The 16,105-nt window shown below is 59.6% G+C and carries 14 protein-coding genes and 1 tRNA gene; all 15 read right to left on the bottom strand.

Annotated elements, in window-relative coordinates; all coding sequences use genetic code 11:
- The coding region (locus E8K79_RS20990; RefSeq protein WP_246043942.1) for a GTP-binding protein at positions 1-223 on the bottom strand (223 nt) is incomplete at its 3' end.
- 35 nt (positions 224-258) lie between these two features.
- Positions 259-2,337 carry an elongation factor G gene (fusA, locus tag E8K79_RS20985; RefSeq protein WP_136516448.1) on the bottom strand — a complete coding sequence of 693 codons (2,079 nt, stop codon included), beginning with the start codon at positions 2,335-2,337 and terminating at the stop codon, positions 259-261.
- A gap of 50 nt (positions 2,338-2,387) precedes the next feature.
- Positions 2,388-2,858 (bottom strand): 30S ribosomal protein S7, encoded by a 471-nt coding sequence (gene rpsG / locus E8K79_RS20980; RefSeq protein ID WP_129128342.1) that lies wholly within the window; start codon positions 2,856-2,858, stop codon positions 2,388-2,390.
- Between the two features lie 52 nt (positions 2,859-2,910).
- The gene (gene rpsL / locus E8K79_RS20975) at positions 2,911-3,282 is read right to left on the bottom strand and encodes a 30S ribosomal protein S12 (protein WP_015719175.1); all 372 of its coding nucleotides are present in this window, start codon (positions 3,280-3,282) and stop codon (positions 2,911-2,913) included.
- Positions 3,283-3,441: 159 nt separating this feature from the next.
- Positions 3,442-7,587 (bottom strand): DNA-directed RNA polymerase subunit beta', encoded by a 4,146-nt coding sequence (rpoC, locus tag E8K79_RS20970; protein ID WP_136516447.1) that lies wholly within the window; start codon positions 7,585-7,587, stop codon positions 3,442-3,444.
- Between the two features lie 108 nt (positions 7,588-7,695).
- A complete protein-coding gene (gene rpoB / locus E8K79_RS20965; protein WP_136516446.1) occupies positions 7,696-11,811 on the bottom strand; it encodes a DNA-directed RNA polymerase subunit beta in 4,116 nt (1,371 codons plus the stop codon).
- A 162-nt stretch (positions 11,812-11,973) separates the two neighbouring features.
- Positions 11,974-12,354: a 50S ribosomal protein L7/L12 gene (gene rplL / locus E8K79_RS20960; RefSeq protein WP_135872873.1), complete on the bottom strand. Its 381-nt coding sequence runs from the start codon at positions 12,352-12,354 to the stop codon at positions 11,974-11,976.
- A gap of 60 nt (positions 12,355-12,414) precedes the next feature.
- Positions 12,415-12,936 (bottom strand): 50S ribosomal protein L10, encoded by a 522-nt coding sequence (gene rplJ, locus E8K79_RS20955; RefSeq protein WP_135872874.1) that lies wholly within the window; start codon positions 12,934-12,936, stop codon positions 12,415-12,417.
- Between the two features lie 183 nt (positions 12,937-13,119).
- Positions 13,120-13,821, bottom strand: a complete 702-nt coding sequence (rplA, locus tag E8K79_RS20950) for a 50S ribosomal protein L1 (protein WP_135872876.1) — start codon at positions 13,819-13,821, stop codon at positions 13,120-13,122.
- 22 nt (positions 13,822-13,843) lie between these two features.
- A complete protein-coding gene (gene rplK / locus E8K79_RS20945) occupies positions 13,844-14,266 on the bottom strand; it encodes a 50S ribosomal protein L11 (RefSeq protein WP_129128348.1) in 423 nt (140 codons plus the stop codon).
- 63 nt (positions 14,267-14,329) lie between these two features.
- Entirely contained in the window at positions 14,330-14,857 is a 528-nt protein-coding gene (gene nusG, locus E8K79_RS20940) for a transcription termination/antitermination protein NusG (RefSeq protein WP_135872878.1), read from the bottom strand.
- A 12-nt stretch (positions 14,858-14,869) separates the two neighbouring features.
- Positions 14,870-15,055, bottom strand: a complete 186-nt coding sequence (secE, locus tag E8K79_RS20935; RefSeq protein WP_135872880.1) for a preprotein translocase subunit SecE — start codon at positions 15,053-15,055, stop codon at positions 14,870-14,872.
- Between the two features lie 33 nt (positions 15,056-15,088).
- Positions 15,089-15,165 (bottom strand) — tRNA-Trp (locus tag E8K79_RS20930).
- Between the two features lie 43 nt (positions 15,166-15,208).
- Positions 15,209-15,361 carry a 50S ribosomal protein L33 gene (gene rpmG / locus E8K79_RS20925; RefSeq protein ID WP_135872882.1) on the bottom strand — a complete coding sequence of 51 codons (153 nt, stop codon included), beginning with the start codon at positions 15,359-15,361 and terminating at the stop codon, positions 15,209-15,211.
- Positions 15,362-15,425: 64 nt separating this feature from the next.
- Positions 15,426-16,105, bottom strand: a 680-nt coding sequence (locus tag E8K79_RS20920) for an EF-Tu C-terminal domain-related protein (protein WP_246043940.1), incomplete at its 5' end; no start/stop codon positions are given.

Below are 16,105 nucleotides of genomic sequence, written 5' to 3'. Positions count from 1 at the left end.
GCTTGTCGGTCTCGTACTCGACGTGTGCGGTGGCGATGGTGATACCACGCTCACGCTCTTCCGGAGCGTTGTCGATCTGGTCGAACGCCTTGAACTCAGCCTGGCCCTTGCCTGCGAGCACCTTGGTGATCGCGGCGGTCAGGGTGGTCTTGCCGTGGTCGACGTGACCGATGGTACCGATGTTTACATGCGGCTTGGTTCTTTCAAATTTAGCTTTTGCCATTTCGGAATCCTCCTCAGTAGGGAAATTGAATTATCTTAGCCTTTGGCCTTCGCTACTATTTCCTCGGCAACCGATTTCGGTACCGGCTCGTAATGATCGAAGGTCATGGAGTAGGTCGCACGACCCTGGGTTGCGGAGCGCAGATCGGTGGAGTAACCGAACATCTGGGCCAGCGGCACCATCGAGGTGACGACCTGTGCGCCTGCACGCCCTTCCATGCCCATGATGCGGCCGCGGCGGGAGTTCAGGTCGCCGATGACGTCGCCCATGTACTCTTCCGGAACCACGACCTCTACGGACATAATCGGCTCCAGGATGATCGGGGACGCCTTGGCGCAACCCTCTTTGAAGCCCATGGAACCTGCGATCTTGAAGGCCATCTCCGAGGAGTCAACCTCGTGGTAGGAACCGTCGACCAGGGTGACCTTGATGTCGACCACCGGGAAGCCGGCCATGACGCCGTTGTCCAGCGCTTCCTTGATGCCTTTGTCGACCGCCGGGATGTACTCGCGGGGAACGACGCCGCCCTTGATGGCGTCAACGAACTCGTACCCTTTGCCGGCCTCCTGCGGCTCGATCTCGAGCCATACGTGACCGAACTGACCGCGACCACCGGACTGGCGCACGAACTTCCCTTCCGCCTTGACCTTCTTGGTGATGGTCTCGCGGTAGGCGACCTGCGGCTTGCCGACGCTTGCATCGACCTTGAACTCGCGGAAGAGACGGTCCACGATGATCTCGAGGTGCAGCTCGCCCATGCCGGAGATGATGGTCTGGCCGGTTTCCTCGTCGGTCTTGACGCGGAAGGACGGGTCCTCGGAAGCGAGCTTGCCAAGCGACAGGCCCAGCTTCTCCTGGTCGGCCTTGGTCTTCGGCTCGATGGCGATGGAGATAACCGGCTCGGGGAACTCGATGGACTCGAGGATCACGGCGTTGTTCTCGTCGCACAGGGTGTCGCCGGTGGTGGTGTATTTAAGGCCTACCGCAGCGGCGATGTCGCCGGCGTAGACTTCCTTGATCTCTTCACGCTTGTTGGCGTGCATCTTCAGGATGCGGCCTATCCTCTCGCGCTTGCCCTTGGTGGCGTTGTACACGTAGGAGCCGGACTGGATCACACCCGAGTAGACGCGGAAGAAGCAGAGCTGGCCTACGAACGGGTCGGTCATGATCTTGAAGCCCAGAGCCGAGAACGGCTCGGAGTCGGATGCGTGACGCTCGATGGGTGCCTCGGTGTTGGCGTCGACGCCCTGGATAGCCGGGATGTCGGTCGGGGCCGGCATGTAGTCGAGCACGGCGTCGAGCAGGTGCTGCACGCCCTTGTTCTTGAATGCGGAACCGCAGATGACCGGGCAGATCTTGATGTCGAGGGTCGCCTGGCGGATGGCCGCCTTCAGCTCGGCGTTGGAGATCTCCTCGCCGCCCAGGTATTTCTCCATGAGGGCATCATCGTGGGAGGAAACTTCTTCGATCAGGAGCTCGCGGTACTCGTTGGCCTGGTCGACGAGGTCGGCCGGGATGTCGACTACTTCGTACACGGCACCCATGCTCTCGTCGTTGAAAACGATCCCTTTCATCTCGATGAGATCGACGAGACCTTTGTAGTTCTCCTCGCTCCCGATCGGGATCTGCAGGGCGACCGGGTTCGCCTTGAGGCGATCCTTGATCATGGCGATACCGCGGAAGAAGTCGGCACCGATACGGTCCATCTTGTTGATGAACGCGATACGCGGTACGCGGTACTTGTCCGCCTGACGCCATACGGTCTCGGACTGCGGCTCAACACCACCGACCGAGCAGAAGACGGCAACAGCGCCGTCGAGAACACGCAGGGAACGCTCGACCTCGATGGTGAAGTCGACGTGGCCCGGGGTGTCGATGATGTTGATACGATGGTCCTTCCAGTTGCAGGTGGTTGCTGCGGAGGTGATGGTGATGCCACGCTCCTGCTCCTGCTCCATCCAGTCCATAGTAGCGGCGCCGTCATGGACCTCGCCGATCTTGTGGGAAACACCGGTGTAGTAGAGAATACGCTCCGTGGTGGTGGTCTTCCCTGCATCTATGTGAGCCATGATCCCGATGTTACGGGTCATTTCCAACGAAACCTGACGTGCCACTTACAGTTCCTCCGAGTTGCTTTCTAAGCCTTAAGGGGTGTCGCCGCGGACTACCAGCGATAATGGGCGAAGGCGCGGTTGGCCTCTGCCATCTTGTGGGTATCCTCACGCTTCTTGACCGCGGAACCGCGGTTGTTGTAAGCGTCGAGGATCTCGCCGGCAAGCTTGTCGGTAACGGTCTTCTCGCTGCGAGCATTGGAGTACTTCACCAGCCAACGCATAGCCAGGGACATGCGACGCTCCGGACGAACTTCAACCGGAACCTGGTAGGTGGAACCACCGACCCTGCGGGACTTGACTTCCAGCATCGGCTTAATGTTGTCGAGGCACTTCTTGAGAACCTTGACCGGCTCGTCGCCGGCCTTGCCAGCAGCGATTTCAAGGGCACCGTAGAGGGCTTTCTCGGCGGTGGACTTCTTGCCGTCCAGCATGATTATATTGATCAGCTTGGCAACCACCCTGTCACCGTATTTCGGGTCCGGGAGGATCACCCGCTTTGCTACTTCTCTTCTTCTTGGCATGTCTTAACCTCTCACTTAAAATCGGTTACTTGGGTCTTTTTGCACCGTTCGGTTACTTGGGCCTTTTTGCACCGTATTTGGAACGGCTCTTCATGCGACCCTTGACGCCGACAGAGTCGAGCGTGCCGCGGACGATGTGGTAACGAACACCCGGAAGGTCCTTGACCCTGCCGCCCCTGATGAGGACAACGGAGTGTTCCTGGAGGTTGTGACCAACACCCGGAATGTAGGAGGTCACCTCGACGCCGTTGGTAAGCCTTACCCTCGCTACTTTACGAAGCGCGGAGTTCGGTTTCTTCGGAGTTGTGGTGTAAACCCTGGTGCAAACGCCCCTCTTCTGCGGGCAGCTCCTGAGTGCCGGAGCAGTGGATTTTTCACCCTTTGACTCCCGACCATGACGAATAAGCTGATTAATAGTTGGCATACATTCCTCTCACGCGATTCTTAATCCGCGCACAGACAGACCCCGCGCGCGGAAGCGACGAAAATAGCAACAACGTACGTGCTTGTCAAGTTTTATTTGATAAAAGTGAGACGCCGGCCAGTGAAGCGGGGAACCCGCTCTCACTGGCCGGATACTGGACTAGGCTTCTTCTTCGTAGATCTCTTCATCTTCCGGCTCAACAGGCTCCGGAATGATTACTGGCTCCTCAGCAACCATGCGCAGGTTGCGGTAAAGAGCCAATCCCGTTCCCGCCGGGATTAAGCGGCCCATGATCACGTTTTCTTTCAGACCACGAAGACTGTCGACTTTACCTTCAATGGATGCCTGTGTCAAGACTTTTGTTGTCTCCTGGAAGGAAGCAGCAGAAATAAATGACTCAGTCGAGAGCGACGCCTTGGTTATGCCAAGAAGCAGAGACTCTGCCGTAGCAGGACGCCCGCCTTTATCCATCGACTTTTCGTTCTCTTCCTCAAAGACCCAACGCTCGATCTGGTCATCGATCAGCAGGTTGGTATCGCCCACATCCTTGACCCTGACGCGACGCAGCATCTGACGTACGATGGTCTCGATGTGCTTGTCGTTGATCTTGACGCCCTGGAGACGGTAGACCTCCTGCACCTCGTCGACCAGGTACTTGGCCAGTTCTTTCTGGCCGAGGACGCGGAGGATGTCGTGCGGGTTGGAGGAGCCGTCCATGAGCGCCTCGCCGGCGCGGACGTGATCCCCTTCGTGGACGCTGATGTGCTTCCCTTTGGGGATGAGGTATTCCTTCGGCTCGCCGACCTCGGGGGTGACGATGACTTTACGCTTGCCTTTGGCGTCCTTGCCGAAGGCGACCACGCCGTCGATCTCGGTGATGACCGCGAAGTCTTTCGGCTTCCTCGCCTCGAAGAGCTCGGCAACACGCGGCAGACCACCGGTGATGTCCTTGGTCTTGGTCGTCTCGCGCGGAATCTTGGCGATCACGTCACCCGCGTTCACCACGGTGTCCTCGAGGACGTTGATGTTGGAGCCGACCGGCAGGTAGTAACGCGCCATGCTCTCGCCGACCTTGGCGGTCTTGCCGGACTCGTCCTTGATGGTGATGCGCGGACGCTTGTCGGAGTCGCGGGTCTCGATGATGACCTTCCTGGAGAGGCCAGTGACTTCGTCGACCTGCTCCTCCATGGTGACGCCCTCGATGACATCCCCGAACTTGATGCGGCCGGAGATCTCGGTGAGGATCGGCATGGTGTACGGGTCCCACTCGGCGAGCGACTGCCCCTGGGTGACCTTCTCTTCGGGGCTCACCTTGATCTTCGCGCCGTAGACGATGCCGTACTTCTCGCGCTCGCGCCCGGTCTCGTCCACGATGGCCAGCTCACCGTTACGGTTCATGACGATGTGGTGACCTTCGGAGTTGGTTACGTAGTGCAGGTTGATGAACTTCGCGTAGCCCTCGTTCCTCGCATCCATGGAGGTCTGCTCGGCGCGACGGGATGCGGTACCACCGATGTGGAAGGTACGCATGGTCAGCTGGGTACCCGGCTCGCCGATGGACTGTGCTGCGATGACGCCGACCGCCTCGCCGCGGTTCACCAGGTGACCGCGTGCCAGGTCGCGGCCGTAGCACTTGGCGCAGATGCCGCGACGGCTCTCGCAGGTGAGCACGGAGCGGATCTTGACCTTCTCGAGACCGGCAGCCTCGATCTTCGAGACCAGGGTCTCGTCGATTTCCTGGTTCGCCGCCACCAGCACGTCGCCGGTGACCGGGTCGAGGATGTCGTCCAGGGCGACGCGGCCGAGGATACGGTCGCCGATGTGCTCGATGACCTCACCACCCTCGGTGAGGGAGGAGACGGTCAGGCCGTCGATGGTGCCGCAATCCGACTCGGTGATGATGGCGTCCTGAGCGACGTCGACCAGACGGCGGGTGAGGTAACCGGAGTTCGCCGTCTTGAGCGCGGTATCGGCCAGACCTTTACGTGCACCGTGGGTCGAGATGAAGTACTGGAGCACGGTGAGGCCTTCGCGGAAGTTCGCGGTGATCGGGGTCTCGATAATCTCGCCGGACGGCTTGGCCATGAGTCCCCTCATCCCCGCCAGCTGGCGGATCTGCTGGGCGCTACCCCTTGCACCGGAGTCGGCCATCATGTGGATCGCGTTGAAGGACGGCACCTTCACCTCGTTCCCCTGCGGGTCGATGATGGTATCGCGGGAGAGGTTGTCCAGCATCTCTTTCGCGATGTCCTCGGTCGATTTCGCCCAGATGTCGATAACCTTGTTGTAACGCTCGCCGTCGGTGATGAGACCCTCGGTGTACTGGTTCTGGATCTCCTGCACCTCTTCGGTGGCGCGGTTGATGATGGCCGGCTTCCCTTCCGGGATGACCATGTCGTTGATCGAGATGGAAATACCCGCCTTCGCCGCGTAGCGGAAGCCGATGGACTTCAGCTTGTCGGCGAGGATGACGGTTTCCTTATTGCCGGCCAGACGGTAGCAGGTGTCGACGAGGTTGGAGAGTTCCTTCTTCGTCATGACCTTGTTGATGGCCGAGAAGGGAACCGCGTCCGGAAGGATCTCGCGCAGCAGCACGCGCCCGACCGTCGTTTCGATGATGGCCGGTTTCTCGTCGCTGACGAGGTTCTTCATCCTTACCTTGATGCGGGCCTGGAGGTGCACCTCGGTCGCGTCCCAAGCGATGGACACCTCGTCCGGGGAGGCGAATATCTTCCCGTCGCCGGGCGCGAAGTGCTTCTCGCGGGTCATGTAATAGATCCCGAGAACCATGTCCTGGCTCGGCACGATGATCGGCTTGCCATGCGCCGGGGAAAGGATGTTATTGGTCGACATCATGAGGACGCGCGCCTCCACCTGGCTCTCAACCGAGAGGGGGAGGTGGACCGCCATCTGGTCACCGTCGAAGTCGGCGTTGAAGGCGGTGCAGACGAGCGGGTGGAGCTGGATCGCCTTGCCCTCGATCAGGACCGGTTCGAAGGCCTGGATGCCGAGACGGTGCAGGGTCGGTGCGCGGTTCAAGAGGACCGGGTGCTCCTTGATGACCTCTTCGAGAACGTCCCATACCTCCGGTTTCTCCTTCTCCACCATCTTCTTGGCGCTCTTGATGGTGGTGACGAAACCACGCTCCTCGAGCTTGTTGTAGATGAACGGTTTGAAGAGTTCGAGGGCCATCTTCTTCGGCAGACCGCACTGGTGCAGGCGAAGCTCGGGGCCGACGACGATAACGGAACGGCCGGAGTAGTCGACACGCTTACCCAAGAGGTTCTGACGGAAGCGGCCCGACTTGCCCTTCAGCATGTCGGAGAGGGACTTCAGCGGACGCTTGTTGGGGCCTGCGATGGCGCGGCCGCGGCGACCGTTGTCGAACAGCGCGTCGACCGCCTCCTGCAGCATGCGCTTCTCGTTCCTGATGATGACCTCGGGGGCCTGCAGTTCCATCAGGCGCTTCAAGCGGTTGTTGCGGTTGATGACGCGGCGGTACAGGTCGTTCAGGTCGGAGGTAGCGAAGCGGCCGCCGTCCAGAGGAACGAGCGGACGGAGCTCCGGCGGCAGTACCGGGATGCACTCGAGGATCATCCACTCCGGCTTGTTGCCCGAGTTTTTGAAGGCGTCGATGACCTTAAGGCGCTTGGCGGTCTTCTTACGCTTAGCCTCGCTGGTCGCCTCCTGCATCTCGATGCGGAGCTGCTCGGAGAGCTGGTCGAGGTCCATCGAAGTGAGGCAGGTGCGGATCGCAGCGGCGCCCATGCCGGCCTCGAAGCCGTAGCTGTATTCCTCAAGGGCCTTCTGGTACTGGTCCTCGGAGAACACGGTGCCAAACGGCAGGCCGGTTTCCTTCGGGTCGGTCACCACGTAGGCCTCGAAGTAGAGTACCTTCTCGAGGTCCTTCAGGGTGATGTCCATCAGGTTGCCGATCCTGGACGGCAGGGACTTGAGGAACCAGATGTGCGCGACCGGAGTGGCGAGGTCGATGTGGCCCAGGCGCTCACGACGCACCTTGGACGGGATGACCTCGACGCCGCACTTCTCGCAGACGATGCCGCGGTGCTTCATGCGCTTGTACTTGCCGCAGTTGCACTCGTAGTCCTTGGTCGGTCCGAAGATCTTGGCGCAGAAAAGACCGTCGCGCTCCGGCTTGAAGGTGCGGTAGTTGATGGTCTCCGGCTTCTTCACTTCCCCGAAGGAACGCTCGCGGATCTTGTCCGGCGACGAGATCGAGATCTTGATCGACGAGAAGTGGAGCGGATCTTTCGGCTTATCGAAAAAATTGAAAATATCTTCCAAAGTATTTTCCTCCTTAGCGGTAGGAGTTACGTTATCGGTTTCAGGCAGCTTGTCGGACTCTGACCGGTCGGACTAGTCAGACTAGCCGGACCGGTCAGACAAAACAACCTAGTCCTCGTCGCTTTCCAGCAGTTCCACGTCGAGACCCAGGGACTGAAGTTCCTTGATGAGGACGTTGAACGACTCCGGCAGACCCGGCTCAAGGGTGTGCTTCCCTTTGACGATCGCCTCGTACATCCTGGTGCGGCCTGCCACGTCGTCAGACTTGACGGTGAGGAACTCCTGCAGCGCGTACGCGGCGCCGTAGGCCTCCATCGCCCAGACCTCCATCTCCCCGAGTCGCTGACCGCCGAACTGCGCCTTGCCCCCCAGCGGCTGCTGGGTGACCAGCGAGTAGGGACCGATGCTCCTGGCGTGGATCTTGTCGTCGACCAGGTGGTGCAGCTTCAGGAAGTACATGATACCGACGGTGACCTGGTGCATGAACTTGTCGCCGCTCTTTCCGTCGTAGAGGGTGACCTGACCGGTGGTGCTGAAACCGGCGTGGGTCAGCATCGACTGGATCGACTCCTCGCTCGCCCCTTCGAAGACCGGCGACGACATCGGGATGCCGCGCTTCAAGCGCCTTGCCACGTTGAGGAGTTCTTCACCCTCGAGCGTGTCGAGGAAGCGGTCCATGTCCGGGTTGTCGTACACGCCCTTCAGGAACCTCTTGATCTCGTCGTGCGGGGTGTTCTTCTCGAGGAATTCCTCGATCTTCCAGCCAAGGCCCTTGGCGCCCCAGCCGAGGTGCATCTCGAGGATCTGACCCACGTTCATACGGGACGGAACGCCCAGCGGGTTCAGCACGATCTCGACAGGACGGCCGTCTTCCATGTACGGCATATCCTCTTCCGGAAGGATCCTGGAGACGACGCCCTTGTTACCGTGGCGGCCCGCCATCTTGTCACCCACCTGAAGCTTACGCTTGATGGCGATGTAGACCTTGACCATCTTGATGACGCCCGGCGGCAGGTCGTCGCCGCGACGCAGTTTCTGCACCTTGTCGTCGAAGACGTACTTGATGATGTCGATCTGCTGGTTGAGCGTGGAAAGGGTCTGCGCCACTTTCTCGTCGATGGTGTCGTCGTCGGCGATGGAGATCTCGTCCCAGCGATCCATGGTGAAGGAGTTCAGCATCTCGTCGGTGATGGCCGCCCCTTTCGGGATGAGCACCTTGCCGTCGACGCCCTCGATCTTGACCGCCGCGGTCTTGCCCATGAGAAGCTTCTTCAGCTTGCCGCGGGCGGAGTCGCGGATGATGCGGATCTCGTCCTGCTCGTCCTTACGCAGGCGCTGTTCCTCGGCCTTCTCGATGATCTCGGTACGGGCGTCCTTGTCGGCACCCTTTCTCGAGAAGATCTTGGCGCCGATGACGGTACCCTCGACCCCCGGCGGAACCCTGAGCGAGGTGTCGCGCACGTCGCCCGCCTTCTCGCCGAAGATGGCCCTTAAGAGCTTCTCTTCCGGGGAGAGCTGGGTCTCGCCTTTCGGGGTGATCTTGCCGACCAGGATGTCGCCCGGACGAACCTCGGCGCCGATCCTGATGATGCCCGACTCGTCGAGGTCCTTGAGGGTCTCTTCGCCGAGGTTCGGGATGTCGGAGGTGATCTCCTCCTTGCCGAGCTTCGTGTCGCGGGCCACGGCCTCGAACTCCTCGATGTGGATCGAGGTGTAGCGGTCGTCCTTAACGAGACGCTCCGAGATGAGGATGGAGTCCTCGTAGTTGTAGCCGCCCCACGGCATGAACGCGATGAGCACGTTCTGGCCGAGAGCCAGCTCGCCCATGTCGGTCGAAGGACCGTCGGCGATGATGTCGCCAGCCTTCACGTGGTCGCCAATCTTCACCACCGGCCTCTGGTTGATGCAGGTGTTCTGGTTGGAACGGGCGAACTTGATCAGGTTGTAGATGTCGACACCGGTGCCGGTTGCATCGTACTGGTCCTCGTCGATCTTAACGACGATGCGGGAAGCGTCGACGCTCTCGACGATGCCGTTGTGGCGGGCTACCGAGGAAACCCCGGAGTCCCTTGCCACGACGCGCTCCATGCCGGTCCCGACGAGCGGGGAATCGGCACGCAGAAGCGGTACGGCCTGGCGCTGCATGTTGGAACCCATGAGTGCGCGGTTCGCGTCGTCGTTCTCGAGGAACGGGATCAGCGAGGCCGCGACCGACACGAGCTGCATCGGTGCAACGTCCATGAGCTCAAGCTCGTCGCGACCGACCAGCACGAACTCGCCGGACTTCCTGGCGGAGATGTAGTCGGCCATGAAGCGGCCGGTCTCGTCCATCTCGGCGTTGGCCTGGGCGATGGCGTGTCCTTCCTCTTCCAGTGCGGAGAAGAAGCGGACCTCGTCGGTCACCTTGCCTTCCTTGACCACGCGGTACGGCGTCTCGACGAAGCCGTGCTCGTTGATGCGCGCGTAGGTGGACAAGGACGCGATCAGACCGATGTTCGGGCCCTCAGGGGTCTCGATCGGGCAGACGCGGCCGTAGTGAGTCGGGTGTACGTCGCGGACCTCGAAGCCCGCGCGCTCGCGGGTCAAGCCCCCCGGTCCGAGAGCCGAGAGACGACGCTTGTGCGTGACCTCGGAGAGCGGGTTCGTCTGGTCCATGAACTGCGAAAGCTGCGAGGAACCGAAGAACTCCTTCACGACGGCCGAGACCGGCTTGGAGTTGATCAGGTCGTGCGGCATGAGGTTCTCGACTTCCTGGAGACTCATGCGCTCCTTGATGGCGCGCTCCATCCTGACGAGACCGATCCTGTACTGGTTCTCTAGGAGCTCACCCACGGCGCGCACGCGGCGGTTGCCGAGGTGGTCGATGTCGTCGATGTTACCCTTGCCGTTTTTCAGCTCGATCAGGTAACGCACAACCTCGAGGATGTCCTCGCGGGTGAGCGTCATGCAGTCAAGCGGCACGTCCACGCCAAGCTTGTAGTTGAGCTTTAGGCGGCCGACGGCGGAGAGGTCGTAGCGCTCCGCGTTGAAGAACAGGTTCTCGAAGAGAACCAGCGCGCTCTTTAAAGTCGGCGGATCGCCCGGACGCAGGCGGCGGTAGATCTCGATGAGCGCCTCGTCGGTGGAGCCGATCTTGTCGATCAGGATGGTGTCGCGGAAGCTGGAGGTGACGTGCAGGTTGTCGATGAAGAGCACCTGGAAAGAGGTAATCCCCTTCTGTACCATCTCCTCGAGCTTCGCCTGGGTGATCTCCTCGTTGCACTCTACCAGGATCTCGCCGGTGGCGGGATCGTAGATGTCGTGGGAAGCGACCTTGCCGACGACTTCCTCCTCGGCGATCGGGATCTCCTTGATGCCGTGCTCGGCCATTTTCCTGAGCGCAGCCTTGGTGAACTTGCGGTTCGCCTTGAGGATCACCTCGGCCGTAGCCGGGTCGACGATGTCCGCGGTCGCCTTCTGGCTGGAGAGGAGTTCCGCGTCCACGAGCTTCGTCATGGCGCCGTTCTCACCGACCTTCACTTCTTCAGACTTGTAGAAGTAGTTGATGAGCGCGTCATTGGAGTAGCCAAGGGCCTTCAAGAGCACGGTGGCCGGCATCTTGCGACGCCTGTCTATGCGAACATAAAGGATGTCTTTATGGTCAAATTCAAAGTCAAGCCACGAACCGCGGTACGGAATCACGCGGGCCGAGTAGAGCACCTTGCCGCTGGAATGCGTCTTACCCTTGTCGTGGTCGTAGAACACGCCGGGGGAGCGATGCAGCTGGCTTACGATAACGCGCTCGGTGCCGTTTATGATAAAGGTCCCGTTGTCGGTCATCAGCGGGATTTCGCCGAAATAAACCTCCTGCTCCTTGATGTCACGGATCGACCTGGTACCGGGATCCTTCGCGACGTCCCAGACAACCAGCCTTACTTTCACCTTCATGGGGGCGGCAAAGGTCATGCCCCTCTGGTGGCACTCCTCCACGTCGTACTTCGGCGCGCCGAGCGAATACGAAACGTACTCAAGCGATGCGGTGTCGCTGAAGTCCCTGATCGGGAAAACGCTGCGGAAAACGGCCTCGAGGCCTGAGTTCTTGCGTGCGTCTACGGGAGTGTCGAGCTGGAGGAATCTCTTGTAGGAGTTTTTCTGGATGTCGATGAGGTTCGGTATGTCGATGATCTTGTGGATCTTGGCGAAGTTCTTGCGCAACAGGGGGTTATTCGCGATTGAATAAGCCATATCTTCTCCTTGTGGTGAACGCCTTGGAAGACCTCCACCCCCTTGAATTTCCTGCTGTTTTGGTCGGGCGGGGCTGCGGGGTGAAGCGGCCTCAAACTAAAATAGAACAGCCAAGGCCGCAAAAAGCGACCTTGGCTTTGGTAAAGATCGGTGCGGAAATGACTACTTGACTTCCACTTCTGCGCCAGCCTCGACCAGCTGCTTCTGTGCGTCGGCAGCCTCATCCTTGGAGATCCCGGTTTTGACCGGCTGCGGTGCGCCGTCGACCAGGTCCTTAGCTTCTTTGAGGCCGAGGGAGGTAAGGCCACGGACGACCTTGATGACGGCGATCTTGTTAGCGCCAGCGCTTTTGAGGATGACGTCGAACTCGGTCTTCTCCTCAGCAGCTTCAGCCGGGCCAGCAGCCGGGCCAGCAGCAGCAACTGCAACCGGAGCGGCTGCGGAAACGCCGAACTTCTCTTCGAGCTCTTTCACGAGGCCGGCAAGTTCGAGGACGGACATGTTCTCAATGAAGCTGATTACTTCTTCTTTGGTGATAGCCATTTCTTTCTCCTCCAGAGAATATTGTTAGATGTTTAAAGCGAAAATTGTTGGAGACTGCGACTAGGCAGCCTTCTGAACCCTGATCTGTTCCAGCGCGCGTACGAAACCGCCCGGGACAGCCGCGAGAACGCGTACGAAGTTGCTTGCCGGTGCCTGCATGCTGCCCAGCATCTTGGCGAGAAGCACTTCGCGGCTCGGCAGATCAGCGAGAGCCTGAATCTCGGCCACGTTGATGGTCTTGCCGGTAAGCACGCCAGCCTTCAGAGTGAACGGGTTTGCGGCTTCCTTGTTGAAGCGCGACAGCACCTTGGCCGCTGCGACGGGATCGTCATAGCAAAGGGCAATGGCGGTCGGACCAGCGTAGTACTGGCTCAGACCTTCCTTGTCGGTCCCTTTGGAAGCGATATCGAGCAGGGTGTTCTTGACGACTTTGTACTCGGCGTTAGCCTTCCTGAGCTCGTTTCTGAGCTCGGTCGCCTGGCCGACGTTCATCCCGCGGAAATCCGCAAGGAATACCGCCTGGGCCCTCAGGAGCTTGTCGTGCATTTCGGTAACAAGTTCTTGTTTGTTTTCCTTATTCAAGCGCCTTCCTCCTTTCTTTTGGTATACGGGTACGGAACCCCGCCAAAGTCAGGAAGTTGCGGAACATACTTTTTCGCGCAACATCTTGCAAGTCTCGGTTGGCCGCCCAAGGCGATTAAGCACCGACGATACAACTGGCGCACCCACTGTCTTTGACTTTGGCTTTACTGCTGGATACTGCCTTTATTTCAAGATCGCGCTGATGTCAGCGAGATCGATGTTCACGCCCGGGCCCATGGTGGAAGATACGGAGATCTTCTTCATGTAGGTACCCTTGGCGGCAGCCGGTTTGGCCTTCTGAAGGGCTTCCACCAGTGCCGAAACGTTCTGCTTCAGGGTCTCGGCGGTGAAGGACACCTTGCCCACCGGGGCATGGATGATACCGGCCTTCTCGACGCGGAACTCAACCTTACCGGACTTGGACTCTTTCACGGCGCGGGCCACGTCGAAGGTGACGGTGCCGACTTTCGGGTTCGGCATCAGGCCGCGGGGACCGAGGAGCTTACCGATCTTGCCGACCACACCCATCATGTCCGGGGTTGCGATGGCGGTGTCGAAATCGAACCACCCTTCCTGGATCTTGGCGACCAGATCGTCGGCGCCCACGTAATCGGCACCGGCCTCGCGGGCCTCCTTCTCCTTCTCGCCCTTGGCGAAAACGAGGACGCGTACGTCCTTGCCCAGACCGTTCGGGAGCACTACGGCGCCGCGGACCATCTGGTCGGCGTGACGGGGATCGACGCCCAGCTTCACAACCAGGTCGACGGTTTCGTCGAACTTCGCGTAAGCCGCGCCTTTAACCAGCTCAAGACCCTCGGACAGGGGATAGGTTTTGGTCCTGTCGACCTTGGCGCGAGCCTCTTTAGCTTTCTTTGTCATAGACATTTCTGATAACCCTCTCTTTATCTTAAGCTATTTCAACGCCCATGCTGCGCGCGGTACCTTCGATGGTCCTCATGGCAGCCTCAAGGCTCGCGGCATTGAGGTCAGGCATCTTCTTGGTTGCGATCTCGCGCACCTGCTCCTTGGTCAGCTTGCCGACCTTGGTCTTGTTCGGAACGGCGGAGCCGCTCTGAAGACCGAGAGCTTTCTTGATGAGAACCGGAGCCGGCGGAGTCTTGGTGATGAAGGTGAAGGACCTGTCGGCGTAGACAGTGATGACGACCGGAGTGATGGTCCCTTCGTCTGCCTGGGTCTTCGCGTTGAAAGCCTTGCAGAACTCCATAATGTTGACGCCGTGCTGACCGAGTGCCGGACCGATCGGAGGAGACGGGTTAGCCTTCCCTGCGGGTACCTGCAGCTTTATGTAACCGGTAATTTTTTTCGCCATTTTCCTACTCCTTTATCTTTCCTTCGAACTGCCTGATTCTTCTATCGATAACAGCGGGTAACCCTACTGCTTTTCTACCTGCATGAACTCGAGCTCGACCGGGGTGGCGCGCCCGAAGATGCTTACCATGACCTTGAGTTTCCCCTTGTCAGGCTTCACGTCCTCGACAACACCGGAGAAGTTGAGGAACGGACCGTCGATGACCCTGACCGTCTCGCCCACTTCGAAGAGAACCTTCGGACGGGGCTTCTCGGCCCCCTCTTCCATCCTCTTGGTGATCTTGCCGACTTCTTCGTCCGGGATCGGGAAGGGGTTGTTGCCGCCGACGAAACCGGTGACCTTCGCGGTCTCCTTGACCACGTGCCAGGTGTCGTCGTTCAGCTCCATGTTGACCAGGATGTATCCGGGGAAGAACTTCCTGGACGAAGTCTTCTTCTCCCCCTTCTTCAGCTCGACGACGGTTTCGCACGGGATCAGGATCTCGCCGAAGAACTCCTCCATGCCGAGGTTCTTGATGCGCTCAGCAAGGGTGAGTCGCACCTTGTTCTCGAAGCCGGAGTAAGTATGTACGCCGTACCATTTGTGTGCCATTTAATCAGTCCTCTAGCGGAGTATCGACCTGATGAGCTTAGTAAGGACCACGTCGCAGGCGCCAAGGTAAAGTGAGATGAGCACGATGATGACTACAACTACCTGAGCGGTAGAAAAGGTCTCCTTGCGGGTAGGCCAAGTTACCTTGGCGAGTTCCGCCTGAACATCCTCAAAAAAAGACTTGGCTTTCGCGATCACTTGTCACTCCTCACTCAGTGAAGATAAAAAAAATGGCAGGCCAGGAGGGATTCGAACCCCCAACACCCGGTTTTGGAGACCGGTGCTCTAGCCGTTAGAGCTACTGGCCTGCGGCGGAGGTTCCCGGGCGATTCCCGGGAACCCCAAATCAAACTATTTGGTTTCCTTGTGCGGCGTGTGCTTCTGGCAGAAGCGGCAGTACTTGTTGAACTCCAGCTTCTGCGGCGTATTTTTCTTGTTCTTGGTAGTCGTATAGTTACGCTGTTTGCACTCGGTGCAGCCAAGGGTGATGATGTCTCTAGCCATTGTCTTTCGTCCTTTTCAAGCTATTTTCTCATCCCGAACTTCCGGGACTCAGAGTCCGTCGCTGTTACTCGATGATGGAGGCGACCACGCCGGCGCCGACGGTACGGCCGCCTTCGCGGATAGCGAAGCGCAGACCTTCGTCCATGGCGATCGGGGTGATCAGGTTGACGGTGACCGAGACGTTGTCGCCCGGCATAACCATCTCAACACCGGCTTCGAGGTCAACCACGCCGGTAACGTCGGTGGTCCTGAAGTAGAACTGCGGACGGTAGCCGTTGAAGAACGGGGTGTGACGGCCGCCCTCTTCCTTGGAGAGGATGTACGCCTCAGCCTTGAACTTGGTGTGCGGGGTGATGGAGCCCGGCTTGGCAAGAACCTGGCCACGCTCGATATCCTCACGCTTCACGCCGCGCAGCAGTGCGCCGATGTTGTCGCCAGCGCGACCTTCGTCGAGCAGCTTGCGGAACATCTCAACACCGGTGACGGTGGTCTTGGTGGTTGCCTTGATGCCGACGACCTCGACTTCCTCGCCGACCTTCACGATGCCGCGCTCGACACGACCGGTGGCGACGGTACCACGACCGGAGATGGAGAACACGTCCTCGACCGGCATAAGGAACGGCTTGTCGATGGCGCGCTGCGGCTCCGGGATGTAGGCGTCGACTGCGTCCATCAGCTTCATGATGGCCTGCTCGCCGAGTTCGCCCTGGTCACCCTCGAGGCCCTTAAGAGCGGAACCCTTGA

Origin of the sequence: Geomonas edaphica (assembly GCF_004917075.1) — a bacterium.
GTDB lineage: Bacteria > Desulfobacterota > Desulfuromonadia > Geobacterales > Geobacteraceae > Geomonas > Geomonas edaphica.
This window is presented reverse-complemented; position numbering and strand designations above follow the sequence as displayed.

Coding starts and splice junctions, on each gene's coding strand:
- rpsL (WP_015719175.1), bottom strand. CDS start 3,282: ATGCCAACTATTAATCAGCTTATTCGTCATGGTCGGGAGTCAAAGGGT.
- rpmG (WP_135872882.1), bottom strand. CDS start 15,361: ATGGCTAGAGACATCATCACCCTTGGCTGCACCGAGTGCAAACAGCGT.
- rpoB (WP_136516446.1), bottom strand. CDS start 11,811: ATGGCTTATTCAATCGCGAATAACCCCCTGTTGCGCAAGAACTTCGCC.
- nusG (WP_135872878.1), bottom strand. CDS start 14,857: ATGGCACACAAATGGTACGGCGTACATACTTACTCCGGCTTCGAGAAC.
- rpsG (WP_129128342.1), bottom strand. CDS start 2,858: ATGCCAAGAAGAAGAGAAGTAGCAAAGCGGGTGATCCTCCCGGACCCG.
- rplA (WP_135872876.1), bottom strand. CDS start 13,821: ATGTCTATGACAAAGAAAGCTAAAGAGGCTCGCGCCAAGGTCGACAGG.
- rplL (WP_135872873.1), bottom strand. CDS start 12,354: ATGGCTATCACCAAAGAAGAAGTAATCAGCTTCATTGAGAACATGTCC.
- rplK (WP_129128348.1), bottom strand. CDS start 14,266: ATGGCGAAAAAAATTACCGGTTACATAAAGCTGCAGGTACCCGCAGGG.